Annotated in this window: 10 protein-coding genes; all 10 read left to right on the forward strand. The window is 61.8% G+C overall.

Annotated elements, in window-relative coordinates; genetic code table 11:
- The first annotated feature begins 65 nt into the window (after positions 1–65).
- The 10 genes from B5F40_RS09155 to B5F40_RS09215 all read left to right on the forward strand — a co-directional run bounded on the left by B5F40_RS09155 (position 66) and on the right by B5F40_RS09215 (position 15,834).
- Positions 66–1,349: a homoserine dehydrogenase gene (locus B5F40_RS09155; protein WP_087194033.1), complete on the forward strand. Its 1,284-nt coding sequence runs from the start codon at positions 66–68 to the stop codon at positions 1,347–1,349.
- A 711-nt stretch (positions 1,350–2,060) separates the two neighbouring features.
- Positions 2,061–2,477 carry a hypothetical protein gene (locus B5F40_RS09160; RefSeq protein ID WP_087194082.1) on the forward strand — a complete coding sequence of 139 codons (417 nt, stop codon included), beginning with the start codon at positions 2,061–2,063 and terminating at the stop codon, positions 2,475–2,477.
- A gap of 374 nt (positions 2,478–2,851) precedes the next feature.
- Positions 2,852–3,847 carry a DUF5685 family protein gene (locus B5F40_RS16670; protein WP_239442979.1) on the forward strand — a complete coding sequence of 332 codons (996 nt, stop codon included), beginning with the start codon at positions 2,852–2,854 and terminating at the stop codon, positions 3,845–3,847.
- Entirely contained in the window at positions 3,840–4,610 is a 771-nt protein-coding gene (locus tag B5F40_RS09180; protein WP_087194035.1) for a J domain-containing protein, read from the forward strand. The genes B5F40_RS16670 and B5F40_RS09180 overlap by 8 nt, the downstream gene beginning before the upstream one ends.
- Before the next feature lie 384 nt (positions 4,611–4,994).
- On the forward strand, positions 4,995–6,764 hold the full coding sequence (gene dnaK / locus B5F40_RS09190; protein WP_087194037.1) for a molecular chaperone DnaK: 1,770 nt from the start codon (positions 4,995–4,997) through the stop codon (positions 6,762–6,764).
- 339 nt (positions 6,765–7,103) lie between these two features.
- A complete protein-coding gene (locus B5F40_RS09195; protein ID WP_204217370.1) occupies positions 7,104–8,927 on the forward strand; it encodes a type I restriction-modification system subunit M in 1,824 nt (607 codons plus the stop codon).
- Between the two features lie 3 nt (positions 8,928–8,930).
- A complete protein-coding gene (locus tag B5F40_RS09200) occupies positions 8,931–10,148 on the forward strand; it encodes a restriction endonuclease subunit S (protein WP_087194038.1) in 1,218 nt (405 codons plus the stop codon).
- Between the two features lie 173 nt (positions 10,149–10,321).
- Entirely contained in the window at positions 10,322–11,842 is a 1,521-nt protein-coding gene (locus B5F40_RS09205) for an RNA-binding domain-containing protein (RefSeq protein ID WP_087194039.1), read from the forward strand.
- Positions 11,832–14,936 carry a type I restriction endonuclease subunit R gene (locus B5F40_RS09210; protein ID WP_087194040.1) on the forward strand — a complete coding sequence of 1,035 codons (3,105 nt, stop codon included), beginning with the start codon at positions 11,832–11,834 and terminating at the stop codon, positions 14,934–14,936. Before B5F40_RS09205 ends, B5F40_RS09210 begins: the two co-directional genes overlap by 11 nt.
- Before the next feature lie 16 nt (positions 14,937–14,952).
- On the forward strand, positions 14,953–15,834 hold the full coding sequence (locus B5F40_RS09215) for a PHP domain-containing protein (RefSeq protein WP_087194041.1): 882 nt from the start codon (positions 14,953–14,955) through the stop codon (positions 15,832–15,834).
- Positions 15,835–15,880: the final 46 nt, after the last annotated feature.

The raw sequence follows: 15,880 nt of genomic DNA on the forward strand, positions 1-15,880 counted from the left end.
GGCGATGTTGCCCTACAGTAGTGCAACGCGTCATCGCGACGCTGTTGGCGAGGAAGGGAACTGACATGACGGTTAAGCTGGGGCTCGTGGGCACGGGCACCGTGGGCGGCGGGTGCATCGACATCCTGAAGAGCCATCGCGAAGACTTCAAGCGCCACTACGGCATCGACGTGGAGCTTGCGTGCGTGTGCTCGCGCAATCCCGAACAGGCCATCGCGCACGGCGTGGAGGATCTGTTCACGCAAGATTATCGCGACATCTTGGACGACCCGGACATCGACATCGTCATCGAGCTCATCGGCGGCACCACCGTGGCGCGCGACGTGGTGCTGGGCGCCCTGCGCGCCGGCAAGAACGTGGTCACGGCGAACAAGGCGCTCATGGCCACGCATGGCGAAGAGGTCATGCGCGCGGCCGAGGAAGCGGGCAAGGAGATCGCGTTCGAGGCCAGCGTGGGCGGCGGCATCCCCATCATCGATCCGATGAAGCACTCGCTCATCGCCAACGAGGTGAGTTCGGTCATGGGCATCGTGAACGGCACGACGAACTACATGCTCACCCGCATGGTGGAGGACGGGCTGAGCTACGACGATGCCCTGCGCGAGGCTCAAGAGAAGGGCTTCGCCGAAGCCGATCCCTCCGCTGACGTGGACGGATTCGACGCCGCCGCGAAAATAGCCATTCTCGCATCCATCGCGTTCAACTCGCGCGTGACCATCGGCGACGTGCACACCGAGGGCATTCGCTCCGTCACGACGATGGATCTGGACGCTGCGCGCGACATGGGCTATTGCGTGAAGCTGCTGGCTCTCGCGCATCGCACGCCGCAGGGCATCGACGTGCGCGTGCATCCCACCATGCTGCCGCTGTCGCATCAGCTTGCCACCGTGAACGGTGTGTACAACGCCATTTACGTGACGGGCGACGCTGTGGGCGAGACGATGTTCTTCGGCGAAGGCGCGGGAGCCGGCCCGGCTGCGAGCGCCGTCATGGGCGACGTGCTGGAGGTGGCGCGCCACGTGCAGCAGGGCATCGGGCCCGTCGTGGGTTGCACGTGCACCGACGATCTGCCTATCGTGCCGATGGACGAGCTCAAAACCAGGTACTACATCCGTTTCAGGGTGGCCGACCGCTCCGGCGTGCTGGCCGCGATGGCGGGAGTGTTCGCAAAGCACAACGTGAGCGTGTACTCGGTGGTGCAGCGCGGCAAGAAGGACGGCTGCTCGGTGGACATCGTGTACGTCACGCACACGGCGCGCGAGAAGAGCGTGCGCGATGTGCTGGCCGAGATCGCCGAACTCGACGACGTGCTGCGAGACGAGCCGAGCGTCATCCGCGTCGAAGACTAGGTCGTACAGGGCAAGGGGCGCCGGGTAGCGCGGTCGTCTCCGATCCCGAGGCGTTGCGGCGCGGGGCCTCGATGGCGGGCGCGGAGAGATCGCGTGGTTGCTGCCGTGCAGGCACACGGGCGCGCCGAGCGCCTCGGCAGTGTTTCACGGAGCGGGCGGCCTTGGCGTTTTCGACACGCGGACTGTGGTTGCTTTGTGACCGCGGCGTGTCGGTTCGTTGACAGACGCATTGCGGCGGCGAAGCGGCGGTCTTGGTTCAATACCATACGCCCGAGAGGGCAACGGCGGCGTGCCCCTTCGAGGCCGCGCTCGCTTGCGGGCGTTCAGCGCGATGCTGCGCGATGGGCGCTCCTCCGCTTTCGCCGCACGTCGGGCGCTTTTGACTTTTGCTCGTCGCGCGCGATGCGGGCGGTCTCCTGCATGCGGATCGGACGGCGTTCTTCCGAACCGGATGCGTCGCCGGGCCAGGGCGCAAAACCTGCCAAGGGCGCATGCGGATGAGGGCATGCGGATGAGGATCAGCAGAGGGCTGTCGTGCGTTCGCTCGCGCGGCTTATTGGCGGCGTGCTCGTCTGCGTGCGCCTCGCCCTGACGGTTGAGGCCGAGGCGCGCCTCGCCCGACCGCCACTCGGCGCGCAATGTGCGGCATGCGCTGCTCTTTTATGGCGAGCGGAGAGCGAAGAAGGCGAAGAGACGGAAAGAAGGCGTTTTGTGAAGGGCTTTCTCGAGCGTTTGCAATGGAAGCTTGCGGACATGATGCAGGGAAGGCGCGGAGCCGACACTCTGTCGAGTTTCCTTGTGGTCGTGGCCATCGTTCTGCTACTCGCGTCGGTCGTTCCCGGGCTTGATGCGCTATCGTGGGTGGCTCTAGCTGCGCTGGCGTACTCGTTGTTCCGCACGTATTCGAGGAACGTTGCGGCACGTGATCGCGAAAACGCCGCGTTCGAGCGCGTCGTGGAAAAGCCTCGCAAGCAGCTTTCGCTTGCGTGCAAGGCGTGGACGAACCGCAAGACCACGCGCTATTTCAAGTGCAAAGGCTGCGGGCAGGTGCTGTCGGTGCCGCGCGGCAAAGGGACGCTGCGCGTGGTGTGCCCCAAATGCAAGACCGAGAGCACGATGAAGTCGTAAGGGCGCGCTGTGGGCACCGACGTTTTCAAACGCGAGTCGTTCTCGGCCATGCGCGATGCGCGGAGGACTTCGCACGCGTCGAGGCTCGCCGCAGCTTCGCCGAGTGGCCGGATACGCGCCTTGCCCGCGGGCTTTCTCCTCATGCGCTGCAGATCGGAATCTCGCGAGCGCATGGGGCGCGGTTGCGGCGAAGCGGGCAGGCGCCCTTTGCGGCTGCGGGCGCTCGGGAAGGGACGCGCGCCGCTTGCGGGCATCGGCGGAGCGGAGCGGCGCCGCCGCGTCGGCGCGCTCGTCGTCGAACCCTCCGCAACGCACGGTGCCCTCGTCGGGGGCGTCCGGGCGCTTGGCGGGCCGTCACGAAAGCTGGCGCGCTGATGTTCGGCTACGTGGCGCCTGCTTGGGACGGTTTGAGCGAGGCCGAGCGCGAACGCTACCGCGAGGCGTACTGCGGCCTCTGCCGCGCCATCGGCGAGCGCTGCGGGCAGCGATGCCGTTGTGCGCTCACCCATGACCTGGTGTTCCTGTCGTTGCTGCTGGGGTCGTTGTACGAGCCGCGCGAGCATGCGGGCGCAGGGCGCTGCGCGCCGCACCCCATGAAGCCGCATCGGTTCGTGCGCACAGAGTGCGTGGACTATGCGGCCGACGCGACCGTGGCGTTGGCGTACCACAAGGCGTTGGACGACTGGCGTGATGACCGCAGCGTGCGAGCGCGCGCATTCGCACGTGCGCTTGCCGGGCCGTACCGCGCGGTTCGCGCACGGAACCCTCGCATGTGCGGGGCCATCGAGGCGGGCGTGGCCGACATCGCTGCCATCGAGGAGGCCGCGCGCGGGGTAGCCGTGCGCGCGCAGGGCGCGACGGATGAGGCGAAGCGGATGGAAGGCGCCGCGGCTGCGCAGGGCGCCTCGCGCGCAGGGCGCGTCGTGCGCGCGGGAGGCGCCGCGAACGACGAAGGCGGTGCGCATGCTCGCGACGCGGCGCCTTGCGCAGGCGCTGCTCCCGCCCCTGACGCCGCCGCCAACCGCTTCGGCGTTCTGATGGGCGAGCTGTTCGCGTATCGTCCGGACGATTTTTGGTCCGACGACCTGCGCCGACTTGGCGCGCGGTTGGGGAAATTCGTGTACGTGATGGACGCGGCGATGGACTACGAGGACGACAGGGTGTCGGGCAGCTACAACCCGCTGGTGGCCATCGGAGCCGACGCGGAGGACGTGCGCGAGGACCTGACCCTGCTCATGGCCGGCGTGGCCGAGGCGTTCGAACGGTTGCCGCTCGAACGCGACCTGCGCCTTTTGCGCAGCGTGGTGTACGCGGGCGTGTGGCGGAAATACAATGCGAGGGAAAACGACAAGGAGAAGCGCCGTGGTTGAGGATCCCTACGACGTGCTGGGCGTGAGTCGCGATGCGTCCGCCGACGAGGTGAAGAAGGCGTATCGCAAAAAGGCGCGCGAGAACCATCCGGATCTGAACCCGAACGATCCCGCTGCGGCGGACCGGATGAACAAGATCAACGAGGCGTACGACCGCATCGTGAACCCGGAGAAGTACGCTGCGCGCGATCGGCGCGCAGGCGCGGCGGCGGGCCGTCCGGGCCCGGGAGGCGGCGGCGCTGGCTACGGCGGCGCGGGGCAAGGAGCGGGCGGATACGGCACGGAGGGTCCTTACGGCTGGACGGGCGGCTTCGGGTTCGACTTCGACGACCTGTTCGGTTTTGGCGGGGCGGGCTATGGTTCGCGGGAGCCCATCCACCCCGAAGCCGCTGCGGGCGACAGCGCCCAAATGCGCAGCGCCATCGACGCCATCAATGCGGGACGCGGCCGGCAGGCGGTCGACATCCTCAACACGGTGACGAGCGACGGCCGCTCGGCACGATGGTACTACCTCAGCGCGCTCGCCAACGACGCTGCGGGCAACACGCTCATGGCGCTCGAGCAGATCAGGCGTGCGGTGCGCATGGACCCGGACAACCTCGACTATCAGCGAGCGCAGCGGCAGTTCCAGCAGGCGGGGCAGGCGTACCAGCAGGAAAGCCAGTCGCAAGGGTTCAGCGTGGGCGTCGATCCCAGCTTCGTCTGCTGCAGCGTCTGGTGCCTGGGTCCCATGCTGTGCCGCTTCTGCGGTATGCCGCTGTGACGGCTTTCCCGGCATACCGGTTTGAGGGCCGCGCTCGCGTTCGGAGCGGCTGCGGCGTTCGCTTCCCGCGCTCTTTCGAAGCGTTTCGTCTCGCGCTCGTCGCCCGACGCATGGTCGCTCGCGTACAGGGCGCGGCATCGGTTGGCTCGCGGGGGCGTCCGGCGCCTTTCGTGCCCCATCGGCGCGACGCCTTCGCTCCCGGAGGTTTCCGACGCCGAGGGCGCCGCGCGTCCGCGAGAGGGTTTGCGCGCCGATCGATCGGCGCGCTGCGTGCTCCTCGCTGCCGGCATCGTGGCGATGGCGCGTGGGCATGCCGCTCGCGATCAGGATGACGCGGCTCTTCGATTGCTTCGCATCACGTAATCCCGACCCGAAAGGACGCACATGGCAACGATCGGAATCGACCTTGGAACGACGAACAGCTGCGTGGCGACGGTGGAGGGAGGGCGGCCGACCGTCGTGCCGAACGCGGAGGGCGAGCGCACCACCCCGAGTGTGGTGGCGTTCTCGAAGGACGGCGAACGCTTGGTGGGCACCGTCGCCCGCCGTCAGGCGGCGATGAACCCCGACCGCACCATCGGATCGGTCAAGCGCCACATGGGAAGCGACTGGCGCGCCGACATCGATGGGAGGCCGTATTCGCCGCAGGAGCTTTCGGCGATGATCCTACGCAAGCTCCGGCGCGATGCGGAGGCGTTTCTCGACCAAGAGGCTACGCAGGCCGTCATCACGGTTCCCGCGTACTTCGACGACGCGCAGCGCCAGGCCACGAAGGATGCCGGGCGCATCGCCGGCCTTGACGTGCTGCGTATCATCAACGAGCCCACAGCCGCTGCGCTCGCATACGGGCTGGACAACGGAGACCCGCAGAAGGTGATGGTGTACGATCTGGGAGGCGGCACGTTCGACGTGTCCGTCATCGAGATCGGCGACGACGTCATCGAGGTGCTGGCGACGTCGGGCGACAACCATCTGGGCGGCGACGACTTCGACGAGCGCGTGACCGCGTATTTGCTTGATGTGTTTCAGCGAGAGCACGGCATCGATCTGCGACGCGACACGATGGCGCTGCAGCGCGTGGCCGAAGCGGCGCGCGAGGCGAAAAAGGAGCTTTCGACGCTTGAATCCACGCAGGTCAACCTTCCGTTTCTGGCGCAAGGACCTGCCGGTCCCGCGCACCTCGAGGCAACGCTCTCGCGTGCCGCGTTCAACGACATGACGCATGATTTGGTGGAGCGCACCTCCGGACCCGTGCAGACCGCCCTCAACGACGCGGGCATCGCCGCGTCCGAACTGGGATGCGTGCTTCTGGTGGGCGGCTCCACGCGCATCCCCGCCGTGCAGGACCACGTGCGCAGGCTCACAGGCAAGGAGCCGTCCGCGTCCATCAACCCTGACGAGTGCGTGGCCATGGGCGCTGCTCTTCAAGCGGCCACGCTTTCCGGCGCGTCGACGGGTTTGGTGAAGGCCGACAACAGCATCCTTCTGCTCGATGTGACGCCGCTCAGCCTGTCCGTCGAGACGGTGGGCGGCGTGGCCACGCGCTTGGTGGAGCGCAACACCACGCTGCCCGTGCATTACTCGCAGGTGTTCAGCACCGCGGCTGCGTTCCAGACCAGTGTCGAGATCCGCGTGCTGCAGGGCGAGCGGCCCCTGGCGAAGGACAACAAGGCCATCGGCACGTTTCGGCTGAAGGGCATCAAGCGCGCGCCGGCCGGCGTGCCGCAGATCGAGGTGACGTTCGACATCGACGCGAACGGCATCCTCACCGTGTCGGCGAAGGACTTGGACACGGGCAAGGCGCAGTCGATCACCATCGACGACTCGGGGCGCATGTCCGACGACGAGATCGAGCGCGCCATCCGCGATGCAGAGCAGTATGCCGCCCAGGATGGTCTGCGCCGCGACTTCATGGCGGCGCGCGACGAAGCGCACACCTTGCTCGCCGAGGCCGACCGCGCGCTCGCGCAGGTGGGCAAGCAGCTGGAGAAGGACGAGAAGAAGCGGATCAAAGCCGATGCGGCTGCGCTGCGCAAGCTGGTCGGCAAGAAGCTGGACGCGCTGTCGGCCGCCGACGTGAGCGAACTGAAATCCGCGAAGGACCAACTGGAGCGTTCGAGCGCCCGCGCACGCGCCCTGCTGCCGCGCGGCTGACGCCTCAAGGCACCGTGCGGCGTGATCGCGAACGGGCGTAAGGGCATGGGACGGGAACGCGGCGGGCGCGGGCCGGGAGCGCGGGCCGGGCGGTGCGGCTGGGGCGCAGGATGGGAGTGCGGGCGCGCGAAGACGTGCTGGTCGAGAGCGCAAGCGGGTGTGCGGACGGTTGCGGCCCTGGTCGGGCAATCCGTGCGTCCGCTTGCGTTTTGCGGAGGTTGCCTTCGCATCCATCCTGCGCAACATCATAGGCGCGTTCGCGCCGTCTGGTAAAATCGCTTCTGGGCGTTTCAAATTACATTTTTCTGCTTTCAGGTTCCAAAGATGGGAAGGTTGGGCATGGCGGACAATATGGTGGCCGGCAGCGAGGCAGATTCTCTCATCGACTCCGTAGGATTTCGCGCCCAAGAAAAGGCTGCGCTCATCTGGAACATCGCCGACACGTTGCGCGGGCTTTACAAACCGCAGGATTACGGCAAGGTCATACTGCCCATGACGGTCATCAAGCGCTTCCACGATTGTCTGGCCCCCACGCACGACAAGCAGATCGAAGCCTCCAAGGCAACAGCCGGCCTTGAGGTGCGCGACGGCTTCATGCGCCGCGCCTCCCGCTGCAGCTTCTGGAACGACTCCGAGTTCACCTGGAAGACGCTGCTTGCCGACCCGGCCAACATCGCGAACAACTTCAACGATTACCTAGCCCATTTCTCGCCCAACGTCACTGAGTTGCTTTTCCAAAACGGCATGAAGTTCCAAAACGAGATTGAGACCATGGCCCAAGCCGGCGTGCTCTACCAGGTTATCAAGGATTTCGGCGGCGCGAAAGGCGATTTCTCGCCCGAAAGCGTAACCGAGGTGGACATGGGCAACATCTTCGAGAACCTTGTAAGCCGCTTCTCGGAGGGAGACGAAGCGGGCGAGCACTTCACCAGCCGAGACATCGTCTACCTCATGACCGATCTTGCGATCGCGGCCGACCCGCGCGTTTTCGATGACGGGCGCATCCGCAAAACGGTGTACGACGGCTCCATGGGTACCTCGCAGATGCTCTCCTGCATGCGGGAGCGCCTGATCGCCCTCGACTCCGAGGCGAGCGTCACCACGTTCGGCCAGGAGCTGAACCCTTTCACCTTCGCCATCGCCAAAGCCTCGGCTCTCATACGCGGCGAGGATGCCGACAACATGCGCGCGGGCAACACCTATGACAACGACCAGTTTAAGGGCTGCACGTTCGACTATGTGATCCAGAACCCCCCTTTCGGCGTGTCGTTCGCCGCGCAGGCGGATGCCATCCGCGCTGAGCATGCGAGGGGCGAAATCGGACGCTTCCCCTGCGAGCTGCCCAGCACGAGCGATGGCCAGACGCTCTTCGTCATGAACGGCCTTGCCAAGCTTAAAGAAGACGGCATCATGGCCATCGTCCAAGATGCGAGCCCCCTGTACAAGGGCGCTCCCGGCAAAGCCGAAGACGACTACCGGCGCTATATCTTGGAGAACGACTGGCTCGATGCCATCGTTCAGCTTCCCACCAACTCCTTCGCGAACACGGGCATAGCCACCTACATCTGGCTCTTCGACAAGGACAAAGCGCCCGGGCATCGCGACAAAGTGCTGCTGGTGGACGCGAAAGGCGCCTTCGTGAAGCGCCGCAAGGGCATCGGCGACAAGAAAAACGACATCACCGACGCCTGCCGCGAGCTTATCGTGCAGGCGTACGGCGCCTATCGCGACGGCACGTGGAAGGGCGAGGCCGAGGACGGCACGGCCATCACCGTGGAGGCCAGGCTTTTCAACTCGGTGGACTTCGGCTTCCACCGCATCACCGTATACACGCCCGAGCGCGACGAGGCGGGAGAGATCGTGCGCGACCGCAAAGGCACGCCCAAGGTTGCCGTGGACGAGAACGGCAAGAAGCTCGTTGACACCGAGGACGTGCCCTTGGATGAGGATATCGACGCCTACCTGGCGCGCGAGGTGGAGCCCTACAACCCCGGTGCCTGGTACGACCCCAAGAAAGTGCAAGAAGGCTACACCATCCCCTTCACACGGGCGTTCTACAAGTACAAAGAGCTGGAACCCGCCGACACGATTGCCGCACGCATCCTCGAACACGAAGCCGCCCTCGAGCAAAGCCTCAAATCCCTCTTCGGCGAGGAGCGGTAGCATATGCGGGAGATGAAAGACAGCGGTTTCGACTATCTCGGCACGATTCCCAACTCGTGGAACACCATCTCCTTGCGGTATCTCTTCCGCCCATCTGCAATTACCGGTCGGCCCAACGCCACCGTTCTATCTCTTTACCGGGATCATGGCATCGTTCCCAAGGACAGCCGCGATGACAACCACAACGTTACTTCGCTAGACACCTCAAAGTACAAGTTCGTTAGAATCGGCGATTTCGTCATCAACAAGATGAAGGGCTGGCAAGGTTCTATGGCCCTCTCGGGTTACGAGGGGATCGTCAGCCCCGCCTACCATGTATTTAAATTCATCAGCAACAAGCTTGAACCAAAATATGCCCATTATCTATTGCGTTCGCGCTCCTATACTGATGAATGGCACAAGCTTTCGACAGGTCTGCGAGTTGGACAGTGGGACTTGCATACCAACGACTTCTTGAAGACAGTCGTTCCTTTGCCACCCCTTGACGAGCAGCGACGCATCGCCGACCACCTCGATGCCAAGTGCGCCGAAATCGACCGCGCCGTCGCCTCCGCTGAAGCTTCGATTGAGGAATACAAAGAGTACGAAAGAGTCATCATCTCCGAAGCCGCATCCGGCCCTTGGCCTCGCGTCCGCCTCAATCGCATCGCATCGTTTCACAACGGCGATAGAAGCTCTGAATACCCATCGGGGAACGATATCGTTTCGAAGGGCGTGCCCTTCGTCACCTCAGACGCACTTCGCGGACGATACATCGCCCGCCAGTTTCCCAAGCATATTACTCGAATAAAGTACAATCGCCTACATGGAGCGAAGATTAGGCTCAACGATGTGGTTTTCTGCTTGCGCGGCAGTGTGGGCAACTGCACTTTCAACGACTTTCTTGACGAGGGAGCCCTCGCCTCTTCCTTAACCATCGCAAGACCCCAAAGATGCGAGGGTAGATGGCTAAACTATGTCTTGAGCGCCTCAACGACTATGGATCAAGCCGTGGCAAGTGCAATTGGGGCGACAAGCCAGAATTTGGCAGCAAATCAACTGGGGCAAGTCTATGTCTCCCTTCCACCCCTCGATGAGCAGCGCCGTATCGCCGACTATCTCGACGAAAAGTGCGCTGCCATCGCAAGCGCCATCGCTGCCAAGCAATCCATCATCGATGACCTCAAAGTCTACAAGCAGTCGCTCATCTACGAGGTTGTCACCGGCAAGAGGGAGGTCTAGCGTGGGAAAGCTCTTGCATCATAGTGCGCCATTCGAGATGACGCGATTCGTGAAGCGGACAACGTCTGCAATTGCGCCAACGCCATTGGCGCAATTGCCCATGGCCGATGCTGCTGAATTGTCTCATTCCGAATTAGACAATTCAGCAACCCCTGTAATTTGAGGTGAAGCCAATGGAAAAGCTCGAAGCCCTTGTGCACGACCTCACAGCCTATCCGACCGAAGAGGACTGGTTCGAGTTCAAGGCCAACTGGCACGAGCCGACCGTCATCGGCGAGTACATCTCTTCGCTCTCGAACGCCGCCGCCTTCAAAGGGCGAAAAGAGGGATATCTCATCTGGGGTGTCGATGATGTCTCGCATGAGATTGTCGGCACCGACTTCAACTTTCATGGGAATGTCAAGGGCGAGCCGCTTGAGCATTGGCTTGTCCGACAGCTCGCGCCCGATATAGCCTTCCGCTTCGGCGAAACTGAAATCACAGGCAAGCGCGTCGTCGTTCTTGCCATCCCGGCAGCCAAGACCGTCCCCACGTCGTTTGCGGGCGAGCGCTACCTGCGTATCGGGTCGAGCAAGGTGAAGCTTGCCAAGTATCCCGAACGCGAAGCCCATCTGTTCTGGATTCTGCGCGACGGGCTTCCCACGGCCGAGAACATCCCGGCCTCCAACCAAGAACTCAGCTTCGAGCAGCTCTTCACCTTCTATGCCGGACGCGGCATCTCGCTTAAACGGGAGACCTTCGAGCGCAACCTTGGCCTTCTCCTCGATGACGGTCGCTACAACCTGCTCGCCCAGCTGCTCTCCGACAACAGCGGCATCGCCATGCGCGTATCGAGGTTCGCTGGCGCCAACAAGGCCGCTCGACTCATTTCAATCCGCGAATTCGGCTACGAGTGCCTGCTCGTGTCGCTCGGCAAGATCCTCGACTATGGCGACGTGCTCAACGACGTGCAGGTAGACGAGCGCGACCGCAAGCTGTTCCGCAAGGATGTGCGGCTCTTTAGCGAGGAAGCCTTTCGCGAGGGAATCATCAATGCCTTTGTTCATAACTCATGGGTTGGCGAGAATGCTCCCATGATCACGGTGTACGATAACCGAATCGAAATCCTCTCGCATGGTACGCTTGCTCCCGAGCAAACCATCGAGGGCTTCTTCGCCGGACAATCCATTCCCGTGAACAAAAGGCTCTCCGACATCTTCCTCCAAATGCACATCAGCGAGCGCTCCGGACGCGGCGTGCCCGCCATCACGGATGTTTACGGACGCGGTGCCTATGAGTTCCGCGAAAACGCCATCGTGCTCACCATTCCGTTTGAGTTCGCCGAAGGGTTGACGATAACAGCAGGTGATGGTTCCATGGTTGTTCCGAAGTTCGACGAGGAGTTTCGGAACAGTTCGGAGGTTGTCGTTTTCCCCGATTCCGCCAATTCCGATTCCGCCGATTTTCAAAATCGGCGGAAAGGATCGGCGGAAAGGATCGGCGGAAAGGTGGCGCAAAACAAGTCTGCCATCACGAGCTACCTAAGCGCTGCTGGGCCGTCGTCCCCTCGGGCCATCTCCAATGCCGTGGGGTTGGGAATGTCGAGGACCCGCGCATTGCTTGGCGAGCTCGTCAGGGAAGGCATTCTCGTAGCGAATGGGTCGACGAGGGACAGAACATATCGTATAGTGAAAGAGGTTCCCGATGGCGAATGAAGCTAAAGAACGCAACCTCGAAGAGGACATCGAGGCATTCCTCTGTTCGGAGGAGGGCGGATGGCTCAAAGCCACCGACAGGCAGTCGTTCCTCTACATCGAAGATGGCAGCTACCAAGCATGGGACGACCACGGCTACGCCGACAACCCCGGCCGCGGCGTCGATATAAAAACGCTTGCGAGCTATGTACAGGCAACGCAGCCTAAAACCTGGGCGCTCTTCGAGAAGCGCTGCGGCGCGGCCGATCCAGAGCGCATGTTCCTCAAATGCTTCACCGAAGCCGTAAGCGGCAAAGGCATCGTCGATGTGCTCAAACACGGCTTCAAACATCGGGGCCTCACCTTCAAGGTTGTATCCTTCAGGCCCGAGAGCAGCCTCAACGCGAAAGACGCCGCCCTCTACCGTAAGAATTGCCTGCGCTGCATCCGCCAGTTCCACTATTCCGCTGCGAAAACGCAGAACACCGTGGATATAGTGCTTGACATAAACGGCATCCCCGTGGTGGCCATAGAACTGAAAGACCAGTTCACAGGGCAGTCCATAACAGATGCCCGCCGCCAATGGAGAGAAGATCGCGACCCGCGCGAGGAAATCTTCCGCTTCAACTCCCGCGTGGTGGCCTTTTTCGCAGTGGATCTCACCGAATGCTGGATAGCCACCAAACTTGCAGGTGAGGACACGCGCTTTTTGCCCTTCAACCAAGGCAGCAACGGGGCGGGCGAGCCGGGAGATGCCGGCAACCCACCCAACGAGCACGGATACATGACATCGCATCTGTGGGAGAAGGTGCTTCAGGCCGACTCGTTGCTCGACATTCTCAACCGCTATGTGCACCTCGAGGTGAGGGAAGAGACGGTGCTAGAGGACGGCCAGAAGCGTACGTGCGCGAAGAGGGCCGTGGTCTTCCCCCGTTACCATCAGCTTGACGCGGTGCGCAGAATCTGCGCCGATGTGCGGGAGTCGGGCCCCGGCAAGAGTTACCTTGTGCAGCATAGCGCGGGCTCGGGAAAATCGAACTCCATCGCCTGGTGCGCCTACCAGCTCTCGACGATGTTCGATGCGCGAAACCGCCCCGTCTTCGACTCCGTGGTGGTGGTGACCGACCGCACCGTGCTCGACCGGCAGCTTCAAGAGACCATCGGCGGGAAGGACCACATAGCCGGACAGGTTGTCGTCATCGACGACAGATGCAGCTCGCAGGATCTTAAAAACGCGCTCAACGACGGTGCGAGGCTGATTGTCTCAACGCTGCAGAAATACTCTGTGATCTGCAGCGATGTTGCAAGTCTCGGCAAAACCTTCTGCGTGATCATAGACGAGGCCCACAGCTCGCAAACCGGCTCCCATGCCGAAAACCTCAGACGCGCCCTTGCCGATCCGGCAGATGCGCTCGCCGAGTTCGCCGATTACGACGAGCAATGGGAGGACGCGAGCGAGGCCGAACGCGACGGGATGCTTGAAAGCATGCTCGCGCACGGAAGGCACGCCAACCTCACGTTCCTCGCCTTCACGGCCACGCCCAAAGACAAGACGCTCGAGCTCTTCGGCATCCAGCAGCCAGATGGCAGCTTCAAGCCCTTTCACGTGTACAGCATGATGCAGGCGATACGGGAAGGCTTCATCCTCGACCCGCTGGCGAATTACGTCACGTACAAAGAGGCGCTTGAGATAGCCAAGAAAGTGCCCGACAACCCCGATTGTCCCACCTCCCCCACGCTGAAGCTCCTTCGCAAGTACACCGAGCTTCATCCCTATGCTCTGGCGCAGAAGAGCCGCATCATCGTGGAGACGTATCGCGAAGTGACGCGCAAGAAGATCGGTGGGCGCGGCAAGATGATGGTGGTCACGAACTCGCGCCTTGCCGCCGTGCGCTACTACCACGAGATCAAGCGCTACATGGACAGCCAAGGCTACGACGACATGGAGGTGCTGGTGGCTTTCTCGGGTGTCATCTCCGACCCCAGCGACGGGCCGGGCGGCCCGGAGTACACCGAAGGCGGGATGAACGTGGGCCACGATGGCCGGCGTGTCAGGGAATCGCAGACGAAAGCGGAGTTCCACACCTGGGGAAGCATCCTTGTGGTGGCCGAGAAGTACCAGACGGGCTTCGACGAGCCGCTGTTGCACACGCTCATCGTCGACAAGAGGCTGCGCCGCGAGAAGGCGGTGCAGACCATCTGCCGCATCGACCGCACCTGCCCGGGCAAAAACGACACGCTGGTCATCGACTTCGCAAACGACCGCGAGGATATCCTCAAGGCGTTCCAGCCCTTCTACACCGAAACCGACCTCTGCGAGCCGGTGGATACCGACCGCATCTACCCCCTTCTGGAGGAGATTCGCGGATACGGGGTCTACACCGATGAGGACGTGACGGCGGCTGTTGAGATCGAATTCGGAAAAAACAGAGAGAACGTGCAGGGGCGTATGGCGGGCGTCCTCATACCGGGTATCCGGCGCTATAACGCACTCGATGACGAGGAGCGCTATCAATTCCGACGCAAAGTGCGCAACTTCCGCAAGTGGTACGCCTACGTAACCCAGCTCGTGCGCATGTTCGACCGCGAGATGCAACGCGAGTATGTGTATCTGGGGTACCTCTCCCACCTGCTTTCGGCCGAGAAGGTGGAGCTTGGCATCGTGGATCAGATGGTGCGACTCGATTACTACAAGCTGGAGCGCACATGGGAGGGCTCCATCGAGCTGGCCGACAAAAAGGGCGAGATCGAGCAGGGAAAGCGCAATGTCAATTCCATGCTCGATAAGCGCACGGATCCGCTGGAGGAGCTCATAGCGCGCATAAACCGGGAGTATGCCGGCAACCTCACCGAAGATGACAAGGTGGTCATCACCTCCATCCTCCGCCACTCGGAGGCAGACCAACGCGTGCGCGACTCGCTTGCCTACGACGACGAGGCCATCTTCACCCAGAGCATCTGGCCGAAGGTCTTCGGCGATGCCGCCATGGATGCCTACATGCGCGACACCGAAGCCTATGCGAGCCTCTTCGAAGACAAGGCCAAGTACAACGCGGTGATGAAAGCCGTGGGCGAGCTTCTATTAACGCAGCATAGAAAGGGTATTGACTTATGAAACGATGTGATTGCTCATGATCAGGGCGGATCTTCATATACACACAATCGCAACACCTTGGGATGAGCCGTTCGATTTCAATTTCGAACAGTTGCGACAACATATCGAGGAGAACCGACTTGATGTTATCGCCATCACCAACCACAATACCTTCGACAAGGCCCAGTACGAGGTCGTTGCCCAAAAACTCTCCGATCTGTGCATGGTATATCCAGGTGTAGAGGTCAATGCACTAGGCTGTCATATCCTCATCGTTTGCAAGCCCGAAGAAGCTGCCAACCTTGAACTTGCATGCTCAGAAGTCGACAAAATACTTGGCGGAAATATACAGGCCTCCCTTGATCTCAATCAGCTATTTGTTGCTTTTCCTTCGCTCAATGAGCTTATCGTCATACCGCATTACGAGAAGAACCCTGCAATCAGTTTAGAAAACCTGAGCGAACTTGGTGAGTATGTTTCCGCAGTTGAAGTATCAAGCCTTGCAAAGGCAATCAGGCTCAACAAAATTCACTCTCTGCCGCACCCAGCCGTATTCTTTACCGACTATCGTTTCGGATGCGAGAGTGCTGACGGTGCGCGAGAAAGATACCGACCTGGAGGCATCTATCTAAAGGCCGCCTCCAAAAGCTTTCAAGCTGTTCGAGACGCATTCAATTTCGATGACCTACTGCTTAGTGCAAGCGGCAACGACGACTTCGAATTTTTCCCAGGCGCTACGGTCATTAGCGGCATGAACCTTATTCTCGGCAAGAGATCAACAGGGAAAACATTTAGCCTTGATAGGATTTTTCACTTTGCGGCAAAGGCGAAGCATATTACATCAAGCAAGGAGAGCTCGTCGACTCCAGTCAAGAGAGCCGCTTTTATAAGAACCTCGCCAGTCGCTTCTCGAGCGTAGCTCACGCCTATCGCAAACTATGGGAACCCATTCTCTCCGAGGCCTC

Origin of the sequence: Gordonibacter sp. An230, assembly GCF_002159915.1 — a bacterium.
Classification (GTDB): domain Bacteria; phylum Actinomycetota; class Coriobacteriia; order Coriobacteriales; family Eggerthellaceae; genus Rubneribacter.

Coding starts and splice junctions, on each gene's coding strand:
- B5F40_RS09155 (WP_087194033.1), top strand. CDS start 66: ATGACGGTTAAGCTGGGGCTCGTGGGCACGGGCACCGTGGGCGGCGGG.
- B5F40_RS16670 (WP_239442979.1), top strand. CDS start 2,852: ATGTTCGGCTACGTGGCGCCTGCTTGGGACGGTTTGAGCGAGGCCGAG.
- dnaK (WP_087194037.1), top strand. CDS start 4,995: ATGGCAACGATCGGAATCGACCTTGGAACGACGAACAGCTGCGTGGCG.
- B5F40_RS09195 (WP_204217370.1), top strand. CDS start 7,104: ATGGCGGACAATATGGTGGCCGGCAGCGAGGCAGATTCTCTCATCGAC.
- B5F40_RS09200 (WP_087194038.1), top strand. CDS start 8,931: ATGCGGGAGATGAAAGACAGCGGTTTCGACTATCTCGGCACGATTCCC.
- B5F40_RS09205 (WP_087194039.1), top strand. CDS start 10,322: ATGGAAAAGCTCGAAGCCCTTGTGCACGACCTCACAGCCTATCCGACC.
- B5F40_RS09210 (WP_087194040.1), top strand. CDS start 11,832: ATGGCGAATGAAGCTAAAGAACGCAACCTCGAAGAGGACATCGAGGCA.
- B5F40_RS09215 (WP_087194041.1), top strand. CDS start 14,953: ATGATCAGGGCGGATCTTCATATACACACAATCGCAACACCTTGGGAT.